16 protein-coding genes and 1 pseudogene are annotated in these 19,300 nt (G+C 39.7%); 4 read left to right on the forward strand and 13 right to left on the reverse strand.

Annotation, left to right across the window (positions count from 1 at the left end):
- Positions 1-69: 69 nt before the first annotated feature.
- On the reverse strand, positions 70-3,384 hold the full coding sequence (locus tag KME09_00805) for a DUF499 domain-containing protein (GenBank protein ID MBW4532455.1): 3,315 nt from the start codon (positions 3,382-3,384) through the stop codon (positions 70-72).
- Between the two features lie 91 nt (positions 3,385-3,475).
- Positions 3,476-3,667, reverse strand: a complete 192-nt coding sequence (locus KME09_00810; protein ID MBW4532456.1) for a hypothetical protein — start codon at positions 3,665-3,667, stop codon at positions 3,476-3,478.
- Between the two features lie 157 nt (positions 3,668-3,824).
- Here KME09_00810 and KME09_00815 point away from each other — a divergent pair, with 157 nt between their 5' ends.
- A complete protein-coding gene (locus KME09_00815; protein MBW4532457.1) occupies positions 3,825-4,886 on the forward strand; it encodes an IS4 family transposase in 1,062 nt (353 codons plus the stop codon).
- A gap of 92 nt (positions 4,887-4,978) precedes the next feature.
- Here KME09_00815 and KME09_00820 read toward each other — a convergent pair whose 3' ends face one another.
- From KME09_00820 to KME09_00845, 6 genes are all read right to left on the reverse strand, one after another.
- Positions 4,979-5,254 carry a hypothetical protein gene (locus KME09_00820; protein ID MBW4532458.1) on the reverse strand — a complete coding sequence of 92 codons (276 nt, stop codon included), beginning with the start codon at positions 5,252-5,254 and terminating at the stop codon, positions 4,979-4,981.
- A gap of 6 nt (positions 5,255-5,260) precedes the next feature.
- Positions 5,261-5,521: a hypothetical protein gene (locus tag KME09_00825; protein ID MBW4532459.1), complete on the reverse strand. Its 261-nt coding sequence runs from the start codon at positions 5,519-5,521 to the stop codon at positions 5,261-5,263.
- A 105-nt stretch (positions 5,522-5,626) separates the two neighbouring features.
- Complete coding sequence (locus KME09_00830) at positions 5,627-6,160, reverse strand: DNA-binding protein (protein ID MBW4532460.1); 534 nt, start codon at positions 6,158-6,160, stop codon at positions 5,627-5,629.
- Between the two features lie 347 nt (positions 6,161-6,507).
- Positions 6,508-9,423 (reverse strand): DUF1156 domain-containing protein, encoded by a 2,916-nt coding sequence (locus KME09_00835; protein ID MBW4532461.1) that lies wholly within the window; start codon positions 9,421-9,423, stop codon positions 6,508-6,510.
- Between the two features lie 150 nt (positions 9,424-9,573).
- Complete coding sequence (locus KME09_00840; GenBank protein ID MBW4532462.1) at positions 9,574-9,939, reverse strand: type II toxin-antitoxin system PemK/MazF family toxin; 366 nt, start codon at positions 9,937-9,939, stop codon at positions 9,574-9,576.
- The gene (locus KME09_00845) at positions 9,914-10,156 is read right to left on the reverse strand and encodes an AbrB/MazE/SpoVT family DNA-binding domain-containing protein (protein MBW4532463.1); all 243 of its coding nucleotides are present in this window, start codon (positions 10,154-10,156) and stop codon (positions 9,914-9,916) included. The genes KME09_00840 and KME09_00845 overlap by 26 nt, the downstream gene beginning before the upstream one ends.
- Before the next feature lie 102 nt (positions 10,157-10,258).
- Between KME09_00845 and KME09_00850 the strand changes: the two are divergent.
- Both KME09_00850 and KME09_00855 read left to right on the forward strand, forming a co-directional pair.
- Positions 10,259-10,510 (forward strand): annotated as a pseudogene (locus tag KME09_00850) (HigA family addiction module antidote protein).
- Between the two features lie 175 nt (positions 10,511-10,685).
- On the forward strand, positions 10,686-10,898 hold the full coding sequence (locus KME09_00855) for a hypothetical protein (GenBank protein MBW4532464.1): 213 nt from the start codon (positions 10,686-10,688) through the stop codon (positions 10,896-10,898).
- 73 nt (positions 10,899-10,971) lie between these two features.
- Here the strand turns inward: KME09_00855 and KME09_00860 are convergent, their stop codons facing one another.
- The 5 genes from KME09_00860 to KME09_00880 all read right to left on the reverse strand — a co-directional run bounded on the left by KME09_00860 (position 10,972) and on the right by KME09_00880 (position 17,218).
- Positions 10,972-14,592 (reverse strand): DUF3883 domain-containing protein, encoded by a 3,621-nt coding sequence (locus KME09_00860; protein ID MBW4532465.1) that lies wholly within the window; start codon positions 14,590-14,592, stop codon positions 10,972-10,974.
- Positions 14,593-14,881: 289 nt separating this feature from the next.
- Positions 14,882-15,205, reverse strand: a complete 324-nt coding sequence (locus KME09_00865; protein MBW4532466.1) for a transcriptional regulator — start codon at positions 15,203-15,205, stop codon at positions 14,882-14,884.
- A 265-nt stretch (positions 15,206-15,470) separates the two neighbouring features.
- Positions 15,471-16,058: a hypothetical protein gene (locus KME09_00870; protein ID MBW4532467.1), complete on the reverse strand. Its 588-nt coding sequence runs from the start codon at positions 16,056-16,058 to the stop codon at positions 15,471-15,473.
- Entirely contained in the window at positions 16,058-16,813 is a 756-nt protein-coding gene (locus tag KME09_00875) for a hypothetical protein (protein MBW4532468.1), read from the reverse strand. The genes KME09_00870 and KME09_00875 overlap by 1 nt, the downstream gene beginning before the upstream one ends.
- 9 nt (positions 16,814-16,822) lie before the next feature.
- Positions 16,823-17,218, reverse strand: coding sequence for a hypothetical protein (locus KME09_00880; protein MBW4532469.1), 396 nt, complete (start codon positions 17,216-17,218; stop codon positions 16,823-16,825).
- Positions 17,219-17,545: 327 nt separating this feature from the next.
- On the opposite strand from KME09_00880, the gene KME09_00885 reads away from it, so the two are divergent.
- A partial coding sequence (locus KME09_00885) for a relaxase domain-containing protein (protein ID MBW4532470.1) occupies positions 17,546-19,300 on the forward strand: 1,755 nt, incomplete at its 3' end.

Below are 19,300 nucleotides of genomic sequence, written 5' to 3' on the forward strand. Positions count from 1 at the left end.
TCGCATAAAGGCATCGCATTATTTTTCTATGTTGTTTGCTTTTTGCTGCGATCGCTTCAAAGTTTTAACTTACTCATCTTCAAAACCTTGAGATTTAAACTTTAAAGTTTTACAATTCTCGCTTATTGTGCGAATTGCATGATCTGGTATTCCCTCTGTTACTTCCGCTTCAATTTCTAATGTGACTTTGACTTTAGCACCGATTAAGCTAGTTAGGTGTTGCAATACCTCATCAGCAATTTGTTGAGAATGACCAATCAGACGCAGTGAGTCTAAGTCTACAGAGCCATAAAAACGACGCTTCTGTGTTAGTTGAGGTTGAGGTTGAGGAGGTGTAACTTCTTCTTCGTCTTCATCATCTCCACTTTCATCAGGATCGGGATTAATTATTGGCGGTGGTAGTGGAGGAATAACTTCTTTTTCTATTTGTTGCTGTGCTATATCGGGTTTAACCAATAAAGAGGAAGCACTTATGATAGGTGTAATTCTCTGACCGAATTCTAAACCCAAGTATTTCTGCTTAGTTTCGTCGAAACCAGTAGCATAAGCAAAGTTTTCGTTCCACAATAAATTACCAACTCCGTCAGCGATCGCATCTAATAAAACCTGTTGGTTTTTGAGACGTGGTAAGTAAAGGTAATTAGTAAGATATTTCCAAAGAGTTTTAAGATCGATGTGGTTAGAATTTTTCCACACATAATCATTGAGAATTTCCAGAGTTAGACGAGCAGCAGCATAAGTAATAATCAGATGTTCTTCATTAACTAATTTGCGACTAGCTTGAAGGACAGGAGAATCTTTTCCTTGAAGTCTGTATTCTTCCCATTCAATATCTCCTGTAGGTTCTGGTTGTTCTGGAATGAGTAGCCATTGATAAGAATCTTGTAATAGCATTTTTACCGTGTTGTCAGCATCTTTTAATTTGGCTGAGGCTTGTTTATTTTGAAAAGTATTGAGATTAAGAACCTCTTTATCAACAACAATTGAATCCCATGCTAAGAATTCATTAATTCTTTGAAATAAGTTCTCTTGTTTACTTTGGTCGCAAGCGAGGAAAACAAGTAAATTTTTACAATAGCGAGGTGCAGAACCTTTAGTATCTAGTATCTGTTTGGCTTCTATTAGAGCGTTACTATTATCGGCTTTGCTACTGTGGGTCAAGTTGGGATGAAGTAACACCAGTCTTACTCCCATTGTTGATTCATCGGGAACATCAGATGATGAGCTTGGTGCGATATGAACTCCAGCAAAATCACCTGTTTCTTGATCTTGTTTGAGTCTTCTGATTATTTCATCCCAGGTTTGGTCTTCTCTATACTGAGTAGCGCGATCAATAGCAGTGCGGGTAACATTAGGCTGAGTATCAATCCAATAGCGATCGCTACTATCAACATAAAGATAGGTTGCTTGGTTGGTGAGTCGGCGTAGAGCATCACCAAAAGTAGTAACATTTTCGCCTGGTTGGGTACAACCTAATTTAATTCGACGAATATCCAGCCCTTTGTTAGCAGCCTTCTGCAATGGTGCTGAACCCATATAGATAGTTCTAGTTACTCGACGACAAGCAGAATAACGTCCTAAATTAGAATGTTGACGGTCAAGATCGACGGGAAGAGAGTTAGTACCATCGACATCTTTATCAATGATAGGCAACCAGTTATCATCCAAATAGCGAGTTAATTCCGACTGTACCTGAGAATCTCCCATTGGTACGTTAGCAGGAAGAATCATCAGATTTTTGTCGTTTTCTTGCCACAGATAGCTAATAACCTTTGCCATCAAGCGCAAGACTCCACGAGTGCGCTGAAACTTATCTAAACTCGACCAATCTTCGTATAAACGTTCAAATAGTTCGGGGTGAATCGGATAAGCATCTGTAATTCTTCTTTCATAATCTTTTTCGCGACATTCTGCGGGGAATTCGGTTTGTTGGTCGCGATACATCTGACTAAATGCTCGCACTACAGTATCGCGAGCAGTAAATAAATTGGGATCGGGAATTTCTTTAAACAGACGACGACGAACGATATGAAAGCTTTCCTCTGCGGTAGCAGGTCGCCAAGGAGATTCGACCCGACCGATCGCATTTTTCAGACGTTCTAAAGCTTGTTTACCTCTGTCTCCACCAATCTCAATATCCGACGCGGGAATACTCACTACTAGTAAAGTGTTGTCGGCATTTTTAGCTGATTCACTAAGGGTTTGAGCAAAGGTAAAGTGAGTATCAAAGTCTCCCCCAGGTAGGTCTTTTTCGTAGTGTAGTTGACGAGCATAAGCCACCCATTCATCGATCAGAATTAAGCAGGGTGAATAACGATTAAATAATTCTTTGAGCTTGTCCCCAGGATTGGTAGAGTTTTGATCTGCCTCTGCCAACATTGCATAGCCTTCTTTGCCTCCAAGCTGCCAAGCAATTTCTCCCCAAAGAGTTTTAACTACTGTACCGTCTTTTTTCAGTTCGGGAGTCCCAGGATCGATTTTATTGCCTACTAAAACAGCAGTTTTAACATCTTTAGGAGGATTATCGATTCCAGTTTCGGTGAAAATAGTTTCGCATCCAGGCAAGTCTTTGGCAGAAACACCAAAACACAAATGATAGAGAGCTAACATAGCGTGAGTTTTACCACCACCAAAGTTAGTTTGTAGTTCGATTACAGGGTCGCCCCCTTTGCCACTGAGACGAATTAAGGCATTGGTGAGTAGGTCTTTAAGACCTTCGGTAAGATAAGTGCGATGAAAAAACTCTTTGGGGTCGCGATATTCATCGGCACAGTTTTTGTCATCTAGGTATACTTGCCACAAATCGGCTGCGAATTCTGCTTGTTGAAAGCGTCCTGAAGCAACATCATCGTGGGGAGTGACAATTTCTCGCCAGGGTTTTAAACCACCTTGAGGATCGCTTTCAATAGCGATGTTAGTAGCTTTCCGTTTCTCATGGCGGGCTTGTTCTTCATAGTAAAGTCGCCATAATTCTTTTTTCTGCTTTTCTACAATATCGGCTTGGGGTGCGGAGATTGAAGAGAGTAAGCGGGCAGTGCTATCTAAAGCGCGGTGAGCATCATCAGTGGAGAAATTTTTGCCATGCGCCCAATCATTGCGAACTATTTTAAGCTCCCCAACTAAGTTTCTTTCTGCACTTCCCAGAGTCTTTTTAAAGACATCATGCCATTCACCAAAAATGACGTTAATAAGATCGGTTACATCGTTTTGCAGGCGTTCGGCAGTAGTCCGTTTAAGATTACGATCTTCATTTAAATGGCTGAGGGCATGATTTTCCCAATGTTCGTTGTAAACAGAGCGCATTTCTCTCTCTACAAAGGGATATAAACCTTCTTTAAGAAGATCTAATGCTCTGCCTACTCTTTCTTTATTGGTAATAGCCATGTGGGAAACCTTAACGGTGCTAGTGCTAGACCCTAGAGTTCCCAAATATTAAGTAAAAGTTTGATTAATTAATATTATTGTGTATTTTTATTTATTGTTTGCCTAAAGCCTCTTCAATACTAGCTCTTACTTCGGCGATCGCATTCTCGCTTTCCCAAGGACTTTTACTCTTGAATAGTTTTATTAGCTTAGGATCGCTTTGATAGTCGCTAGCAGCTAAATATTGATAATCAGCTTCGTTGAGAAAATATACTTTTTGATCACATTTTTTGTTGTTCTTCATATACCCTATTCTACTTAACCAAATGAATCCAGGTAATTGTATCTTTAACGCTATTAAATAATCTTTTGTCTGAAGTCTAAGTACAGGACAAAAGTTGAAAAAGTAGTCAGAAAAAGGGTTTCATGAAAAGTAACTACACTTCATTCATAAAAACCCTATGGATAATGTTAACCTGCTCCGCAATACTCTAAAGCCTCACTTAAAATGGCATGGAGCAAGACTGAGTTTCCTGGCACTGTTTCTCATTGCCTTGTTTAGAGTCAAAACGGTAAATCTGGTAGATTTATCAATTGGATTCAAGAGCAAAGCGAAGACAGAATCAAGCTACAAAAGACTGCAAAGATTTCTGAGAGAGTTTGACGTAGACTACTACAGCATGGCGAAATTAGTTATTGAAATGATGGAAATACCAGAACCCTGGGTTTTGAGTCTTGACCGAACCGAATGGCAGTTTGGAGAAAAAGTGTTTAACATTCTGACCCTGGGTATTGTTCATCAGGGGGTAGCTTTTCCTTTATTGTGGTGGATGCTTGACAAGAAGGGCAACTCGAACACGAGTGAGCGCATCGATTTGCTAAAGGAGTTTATCGAACTATTTTCTAAGTATCAAATTGATTACTTGAGTGCTGACCGCGAATTTTTAGGTCATGAATGGCTCAAATATTTACTCTCACAACCAATGATGTCATTCAGAATCAGAATTAGAGAGACAGAACTTCTGGGAGATGGAAAGCATCAACTTTCAATGCGCATCGTCTTTTCTCACCTTCAAATTGGACAAAAATTATTGTTCAGAAAAAAACGAATTTTGTGGGGTCATCAAGTTTACATTGGAGCTTTGCGTCTACAAGATAATTCTCTACTGACCATTATTGCCCCCAGTTATTGCCATACCATTATTGATGACTATGCACAGCGTTGGGGTATAGAAACTCTCTTTGGCATCTTTAAAAGTCGTGGGTTTAATTTAGAAGACACTCATTTAATTGATTCAGAACGTTTGAGTCGCCTATTTGCTCTACTCACAATTGCTCTATGTTGGGCATATCGCACTGGGGAGTGGCTGTCTCAAGCAGAACCAATTTTGATTAAGACGCACGGAAGGAAGGCTAAGAGCATTTTCCGTTATGGCTTCGACCATCTTCGCTATATTTTCTTGAACTTGGATGAATCTGAAGCTGATTTTCTTCAATCTCTTCAGTTTTTGTCCTGTACTTAGGTCTGAAGTATAAAATTCAGCATTAAACCTTTCTGAAAGAGCAAGATAATGAGCATCATAAGCAGCAGAAAGGTTAAGAGTTTTTGCTAAGACTAAAGCCCGTTTATGTAACATTTATCACCATACAAGGTAATACCTATATTTAAAGCTTCTTCTAACAATTGTTCTGCTTCTTCATGTGAGATTTGTCCAGCCAAACTCATGCGATGAAAAACATTAGTAACTTCGTAGCAATATATTGTGGGAGCAATAATTTGATCTCCTGCGCTTTTCCACTGTCGCCATAGATTGCTATAAGAGATTGCATTAGGAGGATCGGATAGCAAACGCACAATAAAATTAGCATCAGCACAGATGATTTTTTGCATTATTTATTATTCCTCCAGAGGAGGACAACAAGCTTGCATCAACTGTTCATCTCGCTCATCTCGCATTTGGTGGATAATTTCAGTTACAGATGGTTTGAATGGTTGTCCACCAGTCCGTGCATGAATTTTTTTTCTTCGTGCTTCAATTCGCTCTAAGGTTGCTTCCCAATCGGATTTATGATGTAATTTTTCTTCCAACAAATTTCTTTCTTCTTCTGACAAAGAGTTAATCACTTGAACTAAAGATTCAACTAACTTAGTATTCATAACGGTTTTCCCTTTTTGAGACTTTTTGTTTATACTTTTAACTCTCTTGTAACACTCTTTCTGGCTGTTGTTTCATCGCAGTGGGGCAAGATATTTGAAGATTAATCAACAAACTAAAGCACGAGCTTTTTCCTTCAAATTGCGATCGCAGTTTAGATTCTGATTTTGCTTTTCTAGATTAAACTGCATCGCAAACTCTGCTACTTCTAGCAAGGCGGTATCTATACTTTTTCCTGTTGATTGATACCATTTGAGTACTTCTGCTAAGTGCCAATTTAATGATTTACCATCGCTGTTAATCGGAAATGGAAAAGTGTCCATATGATTATTTTTTAGCTTGAGTATGTTCTGTCTAGTACAGTTCATAATAGTTGCGATCTCTGGAATACCTACAACGTCAGGAGAGATGTAGTAAAGTTCTGAGTCAGGTATGACGCTTTTAACATTTTCAATTGCACTATAAACAGCCTCAATTGCACTATTAGAGCTACGAATAAAATCTAATCCTATATATCCACTCTGACCTATACCAAGTAAAGCGTCATCACATCCTGCTTCAAACAATCTATCTTCATAGATGCTTGGATCTGTTGTGTGGTCGGCTAATTTAAAATGTAGTGCAAAATCGTAGTCCTTCATAGTATTAAAATTTTATTGATCGGTATCTTGATCTTTATTTATGCAGCGGTCTACAATCCGTCGTATTTGTTTGGCATGATCTTGCGGATTTTTTGGCGTAGACCAAACACTCTCAAGACAAAACTTTCCACACCTACACTCAGGATCGTTATAAGGGCATTTCAGCCTAGCCCAAGCGTGTGAACTCGAACCAGCTTCTACAACCTCCCATCCATTCTCAACGGCATACTTTACAGCATCATTAATATGTTTATTGGGATGTTTTCTCACGTTTACGATTCAAATTATAATTTAAAAGTTGTCCAATGACAACCATAGTAAAAAGTACGCTGCCAGATTTTATCCTGTTAAACTGCCAATTCTCCTTGTAAAATTGTCTCTGACTGTTGTTCCATTGCAGCCAGACGAGAGATTTCCGACCAAGAAGTAACTAAACTGTTATACGAAATTGCTTCTTGTGTCCATCCTTGTCTGTCGCAAATTACATATAAGCGATAAGCTAAATCTCGACATATTTCGCTTTTGTCACCCAGTTGAGCCACTAGTAAAGCTGCACCAGTTTCTCCTTGTTTATCGAGGGTTTGAATCAGGTGTTGGGTAGCCTCCCAATCGGGAGTGCGATCGTCTTTAGCTGGATTCCAGTTTTCGGGTAGTTCTTCTCGTTTGAGCAGCCTTACTTTACCGTTTTTAGCTAACAGAATTCCTGCTTCTTCTAAACCTTTGATACTGGTATTTTTAGCTTTAGAAAGAGTTTCCGCATCGCCATATTGTCCTGGCTCAAATTGGTATTGTTCAAACCAAGTCAAAGCCCAACGAGTATCGGGGTCGAATTCTCCTTCCTGTTCGTTGAGGAATTCATCGATATAGGAGTTAATGATTTGTAAGGCGGTACGGACGCGCATAGGATTGCCATCTGCTTCTAATACTTTGCTGTAGCGTGAGAAAACTGACATTCCTAACCCAATACTGGCTTGAGCTAAATCTACTGGGGCGATATTTCCTTGTTGTAAGTTTTTTAAGTCGGTAGGAAATTCTGTTTGCAGTTGTTTGAGGAATTGGCGACGGGTAGCGGATGGTGAGTCATTTAGGCGGGGACGACAAACAAGAGCGATCGATGATGCAAGAACATTTGCACCATTACCAACCATACGATTACTTAATTCTGTACGCAAAGGCAAAGTCCCTGTGATAGAAAAACCTGCTTTGATAAGTCCTTCTAGCATTGTTTCCCAACCAGTTGAAGCTGTGGTTGAATTACCGTTTTTGCCATTAGTTTCTGTTTCTGTTTGTTTGAAAGCGTAATAAATAGTCAGAGGATATTTATCGCTTGCCATCTTACGCATTCGTTCAAATGCTTTATTTAATCCTTGCTCAAAAAATTCTTTGGCTTTTTGTTTACTACCACCGAAGCGATAGGGAGTAGCAACTAACTCTGGCTCTTTAGGTACAAGAAGAGTGCTAAATAAATCAGGATAAACTGAACCTAAAGAACGGCGCAGCAAGACATAAAAGAAATCTGAGAGGTCAGCGTAACCTATATTATCGTAGTAAGGTGGATCTGTTGAAACAACTATTGATTCTCGATAAATATTAGAAGTTGTCGCATCTATTTGGCTAACAAATCCATTTACCCAACAAGATGATTGCTCAAGTACTTTAGTTATCCAGTCTAATGCACCAAGAAAGTTACCTGTAGAATCGCTTAATGGATTAGCTTCTGCATAATCCCAAGTCATAGGGATAGCTTGACGAGCAAAAGTATTACGGGTACTGTCTCTACTAACATCCCATGAACAAATAGTAGAGTTTCTATCAGATAACCTATCAATAGCAAACGCCAAGTAAGTAGACACAGCATCAGCAATAGCAGTTGCATCTGTTCCACCTTGATTGAGAGATAAGTTATCATCAGTCATTTCTACTGCTACTACATCTTGTTTAATCTTTTCTCTGACTTCTTTTATCAAATCACTGAAAGTAGTTAAAGCAACAAGCTGGCGAGAGGTGAAAATTTCATGCCAATGAGTAATACCGTAACCGCGTCCACTTACCAAGTTGCTTGTTTCTTGGTTCATCTCTTCTTCTGGCTTCCACTTTGGCTTGGCACTCATAGCAATAGCTAATTGCTGTTCACTGGGAGATAAGTAAATTCGTCCTTTATCTCCTTCCGCTACAATCGCTATAAGTTGAGCATTGTTACGTTTAGTAATAAATTCAGCACGAATATCCTTTTCGTTAGCAACCTGATTGCATACCAAACAGCGAAACTTTGCACCTCGCCCAATTTTTGGTGGTTCAGGTGGTGTTCCTTTCCCTGTTTTTACTTCAAAGTTTACAATAGGTGGCTGCTGGCTACGATCTATAATTGGTTCTATCCAGGCTTCTTTTCCTTTTTTAGTCGATAGCTTAAAAGAACTTACTAAAGGCATCTGACAACCACAAGCAGGATTGGGACATTTAACCGTCCGCGCCCACAACCAAGCAATTACAGTAGCTTCACCACCATGTTCTTTTGGCAACTCAACCTGGGGATAAAGATGACCGATACGTTTTTTAGCTTCATCTCGCATCCACTTACCGTAATAACGCACATCTTCCGCTAATCCTTGCGCCCCTCGCCACTGGTTGATATCTTTAGTTTTTCGAGCTTCTGGATTAATTGATGGTTGATCTTTAAACTTAGGCGGAATTTCTATCAAAGCCTTGGTAATCAATACCGCTACAGGATTTAAGTCGCTTCCATGAGCTTCAATGCCCAATCTTTGAGCTTCTAAAGGGATCGAACCCCCTCCACAGAAAGGATCGTAAACTGGTGGAGCATATTCTTGCAGATATTTGCTGACTGCTTCAGGTTCGGTAGGTGGTTCATGTTTATTTTCCCAAGCCAAACAACGAGCTATTTCCTTTTGGGCTGCTTCAATGATGGGAGAGATGCCCCTTTTATCGGTTTTGATATCATCCCAGGATACCAAACCCTTTACTATCTGCTTATTGCCAACAGTTTCAATTTTGCCGATAAGATCGTGTAATCGCTGTCTTTCGACCTGTTGTTCTTCTTCTGTGGGAAACTTGTCAGGATGAGCCGAAGGATCATCAACCAATGAAGCGAATAATACCGCCCGACAAGCTGCTAGAGGTCTTCTTGCCCACCATAAATGTAGTGTAGAAGGATGCCCGTGCCGAATCGATTTTTCCCTGGCTGACTCTTGGTTAATTGCCTCAAGAGGCATGGAAACTTCGATTAGCTTTTTACGGTAAGACATAAAGTTGGCAGATAGAACAACCAACTATCATTGCTGCTTAGTTGAACTATCTACCTCAGTATTTTCTCAATAAAATTACTGTTCTCAGTAAATTTCATTAAATAAATTCTATTGCAGTGAATATCAATTTTCTTACCATAGTTAATTAAATTAATTATCGCTTTCTAAATTAAACAATTGCTGAAGAGATTTTTGTACGCGATCGCGATCGCTTGTGGCTAATTTACCAATCTTTTTAAGCACTAAATCATCATCTAGGGTAAACAATTTCATTCTGATAATCGATTTTGCTTTTAGTCCCGCACTCTTCAAATCTGTAATAGGTATATCTAAATCCCAAGAGGAATGAGATGCAGTGGTAATCATTGCCATGACACTTTTCTTAGTAGATTTATTAAATGCCGAAGCATCAGAAATAACTAAAGCGGGACGTTTTTTAGTAGCAGAACTGTCAGTAAAAGGAAAAGGTACAACTACCACTTCAAATTGTTTATAAGTCACGATAAGCTTCCTCATCAGCTTCCGATGACCATTCGCCCAGAGTAGCAGAAATTGACTCTAGATATTCCCAATCTAAGGTTGATAGTTTTTTGAGAACTACTTTTTCATCTTCTATTTCAAAGATAACGCGATCGCCTTTTTCAATCTCTAGTTTTTCTCTTACTCCTTGGGGAATAGTTGCTTGATACTTTTGAGTTACCTTGGAGGTTAATTTGCTTTTTGCGATCGCCATTATTAATCTTTACTTACTAAATATCTACTTTAGTTATACCGTAATACCGTATTACTTAAAAACCAAATTGAGGACTATCACTAAGGAAGAGGAGAAGTAAAAATGAGCAACACTTTAACACCAGCTAGGGCGATATCACCAGGGCGCATTTTACAGAGAGAATTAGATGCTCGTGGTTGGACTCAAAAAGATCTAGCATTGATTACCAATCTTTCATCACAAGCGATCGACGAAATCATCACAGGAACAAAGCAAATTACTCCAGAGACAGCTAGAGAATTATCGGCAGCGTTGGGAACTACTGCGGAATTTTGGACTGATTTAGAAGTAAATTATCGTCTAAATCTGGCAAAGAACGTTGACAGACTCTAAAACTTTAGTAAATGATTGACCCACAAATAATTATAATTTGAATGACCAGGATAAGAACGATTAAAGCCGATCTTCTAGATTTACTAGAGTATACAGAAAGCGAAGAACCTCAATTGCATCAAAAATTGCAAGAGATATAGACACAACTAGTATTGGAGTGAAGGGTATAGCAACTAGAAAAAAATCTCGTTTAATTAAAGGGAGTCTAGCAGCAACTCTTCAAGCATCTCACGCTGTTGATAATCTACAGGAAGCCAAGCTACAGAATGGCAACAATCCTAATTTTTGTTATTTTAGCGATATTGAAGAAAATTGGAATGATCTTGTAGAGCAAGAAAATTCAAGTGAAAAATTTGCTTCAAGCATTTAAACCAAAGAAACTTCAGCTTTTTTGCTAAGAATTGATTTAAGCCAGCCGATTGTTAAGTAAACTGCTTGATTGATTAGTAAGGTTTTTGACCTCGCTGTTTTAATTCCTGCAAATTATAATTAACACTTGTCACGCCAAAATCAGGCTCTTTCTGAAATGGCTGTCGGACATAGTGAACTACACAGCTATCATCTTGAACTTTGTAACTGCTAGATCGCTCTTTAACTTTCCAAGCATCACCTGCGTTAAATTCTTCAGATGGTGGAACTTCTACAATTGCCAAAATATAATGTTCGGGTTTATTTAAAGCAGTAATAATTTCGTTCTTGGTAACGGTAACTGTTTCCGCTCCTTTAATTCTGCCCTTGACTTCGATAAATCTCAACGCTCCTGTTTCGGGGATGCGGGACTCAATATCGTAACCACATTTAAGACTGCTGACATCTTTAGGTTCATAGCCTAATTTGCTCTCTGCTGCTATCACTGCATTCATGGCAAACATTTCTACTCGTTTGGTTTCCCTAGCAAACATTTGGGCTTGTGGTTCTCTTTTCCCCTGTAATCTCTGTAGCAAACCAACTGGCACAACTAATGCTCCTCCCGCTACTACAGGAGGTAAAGGAGATAAGCGTCTTTCTTGCTGTAATTCGTCGATACGCCGAGCTAATCTAGCCTGTAGTTCATCTGCTCTGGCTCTAGCTTTAGCCGAGTTAATCTTGGCATTAGTTTTACCTGCTTCTTCTTGTTGCTTAAGTTCGGCTGCGCGATAATCCCAGTAGTTGATTTCTTTGGTCAGCCTATCTTTGACTGCCACTAAAGTTTTATCGATAAGTTCTTCCTTGTGCTGCTTGACCTCTTGCAGATGTTGAGGAACTATTTGGGAAATGGCATATTTAGTTGCTTCGGTTTCAATATCTGTTGGTAAATTAGAGTCTTCTAAAAAGGTTTCGATAATGGTTTGTTCTGTTTCAGATAGGGGTCGATAATCAAGATAGGGAGCATAACCTGCATTACGGATTTGAACCTCACCCCCAGCCCCTCTCCTATGAGGAGAGGGGAGCAAGATAGGAAGAGGGGAGCAAATTTCTACATACTGCATTCGTCGAGAAACAATTCTCCTTTTCCCTGATATGTCGGTTTTAGCATCTTGGATCGAATGTTGGAGGGTAACTAAAACTCGGACTTCCTCACCAGGGTCATTTTCATCTATTAAAATACTTCCTTGCTTGAGTACATCCCGATGACGCTCTAAAGTTAAATCGATGGTGGAATCTAATAAGGGATGACCAGGGCAAATAAAAGCAGCTAAGGGCTTACCTGGAACGCTGATTAACTCCTTATCAAAACATATTCGTTCATAGCGAGTTAAAATCGGCTCTCTTGTTCCAATTTGACGACCACGATTGCGAATTAAAGCAGGAACATTGGTAATTTGGTAGCGTTTGGGTTCTCTTTGACGAATTACACCTCCTAAATGTTGGAAGGCTTCGATAAAGAATGAGCCGATAAAATGAGGTTGCAGCTTTCTAGCTTCGGCTCGTTCCATTTCTTCGCGAATGCGTTGAATTTTGGTGATATCCATCGCATCACGCGCCAATACTTTTTCTGAGAGAAGTTCTTGTAACCGTTCTCGATTTAAACGATTGGCTACTACCTGTTCTAATTTAGCTCTCGTTTCTGGTAAATCTCCGTAACGGATAGCTTCGATTAATAATTGTCGTAGCTCAACGCCATCGATCGCTTGACCCAGAACATCAAAAACTTTTCCCCCTAATGCTTTTTGTTCTATTTCTAGTTTCCTTAGTAGCTTGAGATATACATCTCCTTCTCTAGTTTCTGCTGCTAATAAATTCCAAAGGTGACAGACTTCGGTTTGTCCAATACGATGAATCCGTCCAAATCGTTGTTCTAAGCGGTTGGGATTCCAGGGCAGGTCATAATTAACCATTAAATGCGCCCTTTGTAGATTTATCCCTTCTCCCGCAGCATCAGTGGCAATTAATACCTGGATGTCTGGATCTTGGGTAAAGGCTTCTTGTGCCTTACGTCGTTCTTCTCTCCCTGAACCACCACTGATAGTTACTACCGTTTCTTGTTTGCCAATGAGATTGCGAATTCTATCAGCTAAATAGTTAAGAGTGTCCCGATGTTCGGTAAAGATGACTAGTTTGCGTCGATGCCCCCTGACATCAAATAATTCTGCTTCATTTTGCAGGATGCGACTCAGTTCTTCCCACTTCCGATCCGTGCCACTAAGCTTAACCTGTAAGGCTATTTTCTCCAGCTTTTGTAGTAATTCTATTTCTACCTTAAGCTCTGCTATAGTACGGGCAGCAGTAGCCTGGTCAACTAATTCTTCTTCAGTGGCTTCTCGTTCGTCATTGAGCAGGTCATCTTCAAAGTCCTCCCAATCTTCTTCTTTAACTCCTGGTAAGTTTTGCCAATCTAGCTCTACTTCCTGTCCTCGTTTAACTAATTCTTCCTCTTTAAGCCGTTTGTGTAATCTTTCTCGTCTTCTCTTCAAAGATTGATATATAGCTTCGGGAGAAGAAGCTAATCGACGTTGCAGGATAGTTAAAGCAAACCCCACTGTGCCTTTTCTACCATTATTACTTAAGGCATCGGCGCGGTTAAATTCTTCCCGCACGTATTCGGTAACTGCTGAATATAATTTAGCTTCTAAATCCGACAGATGGTACTCGACAGTATAGGCTTTCCGTTCGGGGAATAGAGGTTTGCCATCGAACTTGAGCAGGTCTTCTTTAACCAATCTCCGCATCAAGTCAGAGGTATCTACTGTATGTACTCCATCGCGGAATTTACCTTCAAAGCGATCGCCATCCAATAATGCCATAAATAACTGAAAGTCCGCCTCTTTGCCATTGTGAGGCGTAGCAGTTAGTAGCAAAAAGTGACGAGTCAAACTAGATAATAGTTTGCCTAGCTTGTAGCGTTTGGTTTCTCTAATGTCACCGCCATAAAAAGCAGCAGACATCTTATGTGCCTCATCGCAGACAATTAAATCCCAATCGGTTTGCTCCAGTTTGGCTTGCAAATCATCATTACGACTTAGTGTGTCTAAACGAACAATACATAAAAGCATTTCGGCAAAAGCATTTCCACTACGGGCTGTTTCAAGGCGATCGTTTGTGAGAATATCAAAAGGTAGATGGAATCGTCGATCTAGTTCATCTTGCCATTGGGTAGCTAGTGAACCTGGGCAGACAATTAAACACCGATTTAAGTCCCCTCGAATCCGTAATTCAGAAATTAGCAATCCTGTCATGATGGTTTTTCCTGCTCCAGGATCGTCTGCTAGTAAGAAGCGTAACGGCTGACGGGGTAACATATCACCATAAACCGCAGTAATCTGGTGGGGTAAAGGTTCAACTAGAGAAGTATGCACCGCCAGCATGGGATCGAACAAATGAGCTAACTGAATACGCTGGGCTTCACTGACTAAACGTAAGAGTCTGCCATCACCGTTAAAACTCCAAGGCAGAGATGAAGTAACAATTTCTAGTTCATGCTCGCGATCGCGATAAATTAATTCACTATCAATATTACCGCTAGCTTCTTTGTAAATTAGCTCAATTACATCTGAACCATACCATTTTGCCTCAACAACAGTTACCGATTGAGTAGGCAATACTCCTCTTACGGTTGTCCCTTTAGTTAAATCCTCTAATCGCATTTCCTAGCTACCGCAGACTCTAAACTTTTTCTAAAGTAGCCGATTATTTGGGGAATTGAATGTAAATTACTGATAAAGAGCGATCGCACAGCATATCCTGAAGGGCTAATCACCTTGGTCTTACGGACTCAGAACCTTGCGGTTAAACTTTATTGGAGTCCAAGCCCCCAAAAGAATAAAACTCGCCCAATAGTATTGTCATTAATTTGGTTGCCAGATGCTTGATTGGATTTAGTTTCAGAAGATTGAGCAAAAAATTTTGGGATGTCTTTGTGCGATACTCTAGATGTCAAGAGCAAGAAATGGTATGAACCTCTAAATTCACATTTAATTGTTTACGTAAGACGGTAAAAATAGCCGTTAAATTATTCATGGTAGGATTGCCTTTAGCAGATAACATTCTGTGCAGACTTTTGCTCGGCAATGAAGTCTCACAAGCTAATGCTTCAAAACCTGTAGTTGCATTGACTAAATCTCTCAAAATCAGTCTGGCTGTTTCTGGTTCACCGTTAAGAAAAAGAGAAGCTGCTTCATCTAGTAATGCTTTGGCAAATTTAGGCTCTCTTTGAACTCTAGCATTAACCGTTTCTCTAAAATCTCTAGTTATAGGCATAATATTTATTTTTGTTTCTTTTTAGATTCTTTAATTCGTCTTTTATATTCTTGACATAACTCTTTGGCTCGGTTGATATCAGCTTGTTGCTTTTTCTTTGTTCCACCACCAAATAAGACTATAAGTTGCTTGCCGAACTGTGCTAGATAAATTCGATAACCAGCCCCCCAATCGATCCTATATTCATTAATGCCATCAAACCACCTACTTATTTAAGGTATTTTCTGCTTCTAAACGAGCAACGACAATCTGCCATGCCGTATTTCTATAGCTGGTGATTCAAAATTATTAATGCTATCAATCCAAAAAGAGTGATCACTGGAAAAATCCAAGCGATCATTATCGTTTGATGAGCATACCTTGTCGCTTCTTGCGTCTGAATCACTAATTGTTGCTGCTTCTTGAGCAAAACCGAAGTCGAGTTAACCAAGCCAGTCGAAATAGTCTTCAAATTCAGATGCTCCTTGGTCAATCCCTCCAAGACTTGAACCAGCTTCGTATCTAACTTCTGTTGATTCCTCTGAACACCCTGTAACTGACTCTGCAACTGCTCATTAATCCAATGAGAAACATCAACCACCTGCGTTGTATAAGCTTCTGCCGACTCCTCCAGCTCCATTTTCGCCCTAACTATCTTCTCCCCCGAACCACCCAACACCTCAACCGCAGCAATATTTTGTGCCACACAGAAATAAAAATCAAACAACTCATTATCCACAAAATACTGATTATCCAAAAGCCATTGAGATACTCGCTCTCTAATACCCTGAGCTTCATTTTTTAATCGTTCATCAACCCATACTCGCAATTCATCCTGTTGCTGAGACAAAGTTGGCTTCTTCAAATAAGTCATTAATCCAACCTCAGACTTTCAACATTAAAACCAGCAGTTTCCAACCCAGCATATACCCGTCGCAGATAGCCCCTTAACCCAGCCAACTGAGCCGTACTAAACTCGCCATATCTTCTCGCTTCAGTAAAACTCAGCGCATTTTTATATACCGTTGTGGCAGTATCCAACCTCAACTTCGGCAAGTCAATCACCTTCAACTGAGATTCAGCCATCAACTCAGTCGTAATAAAAGAATCAAAACTTGACCAGTCTTCACACCTGCCAAAATTCCTCACCAAGACATGAGTCGCATTATCGCCAACAAACTCCAGCGTTCTTAAAAACCCTTCATAACATTCAATCGAATCATCTAGCACATACCAATTCTGAATCTCTACCCCCAGATCCTTGGCAGCCTCTAAAATATCGCTAGCCGTTAACCAATGATTAAATGCTTCCTCCACATTCCCAGGCAAATCCACCAACACCAATTTCTCTAAAGCCAAGTCCAAAATTTGGTCAGGTATTTTCAGATTCCGATCCAGTTCACTAAAGCGAGTCGGTAAGGCAAACTCAGGATAGGCTTTCAAAAAACTCTCTTGTCTATCCGCATCCACCCCATAGAAATCTAATCCAGACTCTAAACAGTAAGCCGCCTTTAATTTAGATAGCAATGTCTTGCCCACACCACCTTTCTTACAATTAGAAATCTGAATCCCTGGACGAGTAGCAATTAATTCAGATGTTGATTCTTCTATTTGGGTCTTAACTGTCATAATGTCTAACTATTTACTCGCAAATAACTTATCTACCGCTGAGCGCTTTCTATCTGATTGACTTATTTCAGTACTCGCATCGTCTCCAATTTTTTCAAGCTGTTCTGGGGGCAATACCGAATTAACAGTACGAGGTATTTGTATTCCTTCTGCTTCTTGGTTTAAAGAACGACGATATTCAGTGTGATATTGCTTGAGTGTTGCCGAACTAATCTTGACTCCACTTTCGCTTATCGATTCAGCCAAGTCATCATATTCACATCCCCTTGCTAAAGCTGCCTCAATTCTCAGATGTAACTTAGCCACCAACTTTCTCAAATATCCAGGCTGAGTTGCTTTGTTCTTCGTCTTATCTAACTTACGGGCGATCGCTTTTTCCAGGGGACTTAATTCAGACTGATTCATTTCAAGTTTTTAGTACTTAATCTTCATTCATTGTGCCAAATATTCAAGCAGTTCAACAAATTATTTAAATAAAAAAGATTCACTTTCAGTGTGATAGATTAGCTTTGGTATGACTAGTTATATACTGGTCAAAATTTCACACCTGATGCACCCTTTGTGAGCATAAATAAAATACACGTATTTTTTAAATAAATATAGATTGGGTATTTTTGGTTATCTTTAAACATCAATAATAAGATATGTAAAATAGCTTTTAAATAATAGTTTTAACAGCTTAAAAATGTCACCATCAAAATAGATTAAGCAAGAATAAGAATTTTTATCCAAATGGTTTGCTCGATTGGGAGACTCTACGCCAAAGTAAACGACTATGCGACTGATAATTACTACACTCAAAACCAAGGATTAACTAATAGTCAATGGTATGGACAAGGTGCAGCAATACTTGGTCTTAATGGTCAAGTTTTAACGACAGAATACAACAACGCCTATCAAGGATTAGATACTCAAGGTAATCCCCTTCGGCAAAGACAGTCGGGAAAAAAATATAATCCAGGCAGAGATATTACCCTCTCTGCTCCTAAGTCTGTCTCACTACTAGGGCTAGTTAAACAAGATAAAGCCGTAATCGAAGCTCATCAACAAGCAGTAAAAACTACTCTTGCTTATCTAGAGCAGAACTGTATCTTTACTAGAACAGGAAAAGGGGGAGCTAATCATCTTCAGACAGATAATGCCTTGTTCGCTGTTTTCCAACATGACGATAATCGCAATCAAGATCCTCAACTCCATAGTCACTGTGTGGTTTTTAATCAGACCAAAGGAGCAGATGGAAAATGGCGATCGATGGATAATCGCGAGCTATATCAACAAAAGATGACGATAGGCATGGTCTATCACCATGAACTAGGGCGAGGACTTCAAGCTCTCGGATATGAACTGAACTGGAATCGCGATGGCACGTTTGATGTTAGGGGTTATAGTCCAGAACAGCTAAAGAAATTTAGTACTCGCAAACAAGAAATAGAACAAGCAGTAGGGCATGAGGCTAATGCAGTAGCCAAAGCTAAAGCCTGTACCAAGACTCGTAGAGATAAAGTACACCAAGAAGAGTCAGAAAGAGAGGAACTCAAACAAGCATGGCAACAAAGAGCCGAACAGTTAAATATTAGACATCCTGAAGTTAACGCTCGCCCTCAGCAGGTTAGTAACTTAAAAGATCGAAGCAAGCTAGTTAGTGAAGCTATTGAGATAGTTACAGAGCGTCAAGTAGCTTTTCCCAGACATATACTCCTGAAAGAAGCACTGCGACAATCTCAAGGAAACTATAGTTTGGATGACTTAGAAAAAGAAATTGATCGCCATAAGAGTTTAATCAAAACTCAAGATGGAAGATTAACAACGGAAGCAGCTATTAATCGAGAACAGCAGATTCTTAATTTGGCTAGCAACGGCAAAGATAAATATCCGACTCTAGCCAATATAGAAACTGCTCATCAACAAGCTCAGAAACTACGGCTAAATAAAGCCCAGGCAAATGCCTTAAATCATTTTGTTCATAATCGAGATGGCGTAATGCTCTGTCAGGGAGATGCGGGAGTAGGTAAAACCTACACAGTTAAAGCCCTAAAAGAAACCATCTCTTCAGAAACTAAGATGCGGGGTTTAGCTCCCAGTGCTGCTGCTGCGAGGGAACTAAATAAAGGAGCAGATATCAACTGTCAAACCCTGGATGCCTATCTAAATATTCCCCTTAAATCTCTACCCAAAAACGAATTGATTGTGGTGGATGAAGCGGGGATGATTAGCAGTAGCCAAATGCAGAGTTTGTTAGAAACAGCTCAACAAACCAACTCTCGTATATTACTCATCGGCGATACTAAACAATTAGCTGCGGTACAGGCTGGCTCACCTTTTAAATTACTACAAGAGCAAACCAACCTACCCACAATCGAAATCGATCTCAATGTTCGGCAGCAGAATTTCCAGCTCAAAGAAGTTGTAGATTTATTGTCCAAAGGAGAAATAAAACAGGGATATCAAAAGCTTAACCAACAGGGCAGCATCAAACAGATGCCGATT

It is taken from the genome of Pleurocapsa minor HA4230-MV1, assembly GCA_019359095.1.
GTDB lineage: Bacteria > Cyanobacteriota > Cyanobacteriia > Cyanobacteriales > Xenococcaceae > Waterburya > Waterburya minor.

Excerpts from the sequence above, each read along its gene's own strand:
- KME09_00805 (MBW4532455.1), bottom strand. The coding sequence starts at position 3,384 with ATGGCTATTACCAATAAAGAAAGAGTAGGCAGAGCATTAGATCTTCTT.
- KME09_00810 (MBW4532456.1), bottom strand. The coding sequence starts at position 3,667 with ATGAAGAACAACAAAAAATGTGATCAAAAAGTATATTTTCTCAACGAA.
- KME09_00815 (MBW4532457.1), top strand. The coding sequence starts at position 3,825 with ATGGATAATGTTAACCTGCTCCGCAATACTCTAAAGCCTCACTTAAAA.
- KME09_00820 (MBW4532458.1), bottom strand. The coding sequence starts at position 5,254 with ATGCAAAAAATCATCTGTGCTGATGCTAATTTTATTGTGCGTTTGCTA.
- KME09_00825 (MBW4532459.1), bottom strand. The coding sequence starts at position 5,521 with ATGAATACTAAGTTAGTTGAATCTTTAGTTCAAGTGATTAACTCTTTG.
- KME09_00830 (MBW4532460.1), bottom strand. The coding sequence starts at position 6,160 with ATGAAGGACTACGATTTTGCACTACATTTTAAATTAGCCGACCACACA.
- KME09_00835 (MBW4532461.1), bottom strand. The coding sequence starts at position 9,423 with ATGTCTTACCGTAAAAAGCTAATCGAAGTTTCCATGCCTCTTGAGGCA.
- KME09_00840 (MBW4532462.1), bottom strand. The coding sequence starts at position 9,939 with ATGAGGAAGCTTATCGTGACTTATAAACAATTTGAAGTGGTAGTTGTA.
- KME09_00845 (MBW4532463.1), bottom strand. The coding sequence starts at position 10,156 with ATGGCGATCGCAAAAAGCAAATTAACCTCCAAGGTAACTCAAAAGTAT.
- KME09_00860 (MBW4532465.1), bottom strand. The coding sequence starts at position 14,592 with ATGCGATTAGAGGATTTAACTAAAGGGACAACCGTAAGAGGAGTATTG.
- KME09_00865 (MBW4532466.1), bottom strand. The coding sequence starts at position 15,205 with ATGCCTATAACTAGAGATTTTAGAGAAACGGTTAATGCTAGAGTTCAA.
- KME09_00870 (MBW4532467.1), bottom strand. The coding sequence starts at position 16,058 with ATGACTTATTTGAAGAAGCCAACTTTGTCTCAGCAACAGGATGAATTG.
- KME09_00875 (MBW4532468.1), bottom strand. The coding sequence starts at position 16,813 with ATGACAGTTAAGACCCAAATAGAAGAATCAACATCTGAATTAATTGCT.
- KME09_00880 (MBW4532469.1), bottom strand. The coding sequence starts at position 17,218 with ATGAATCAGTCTGAATTAAGTCCCCTGGAAAAAGCGATCGCCCGTAAG.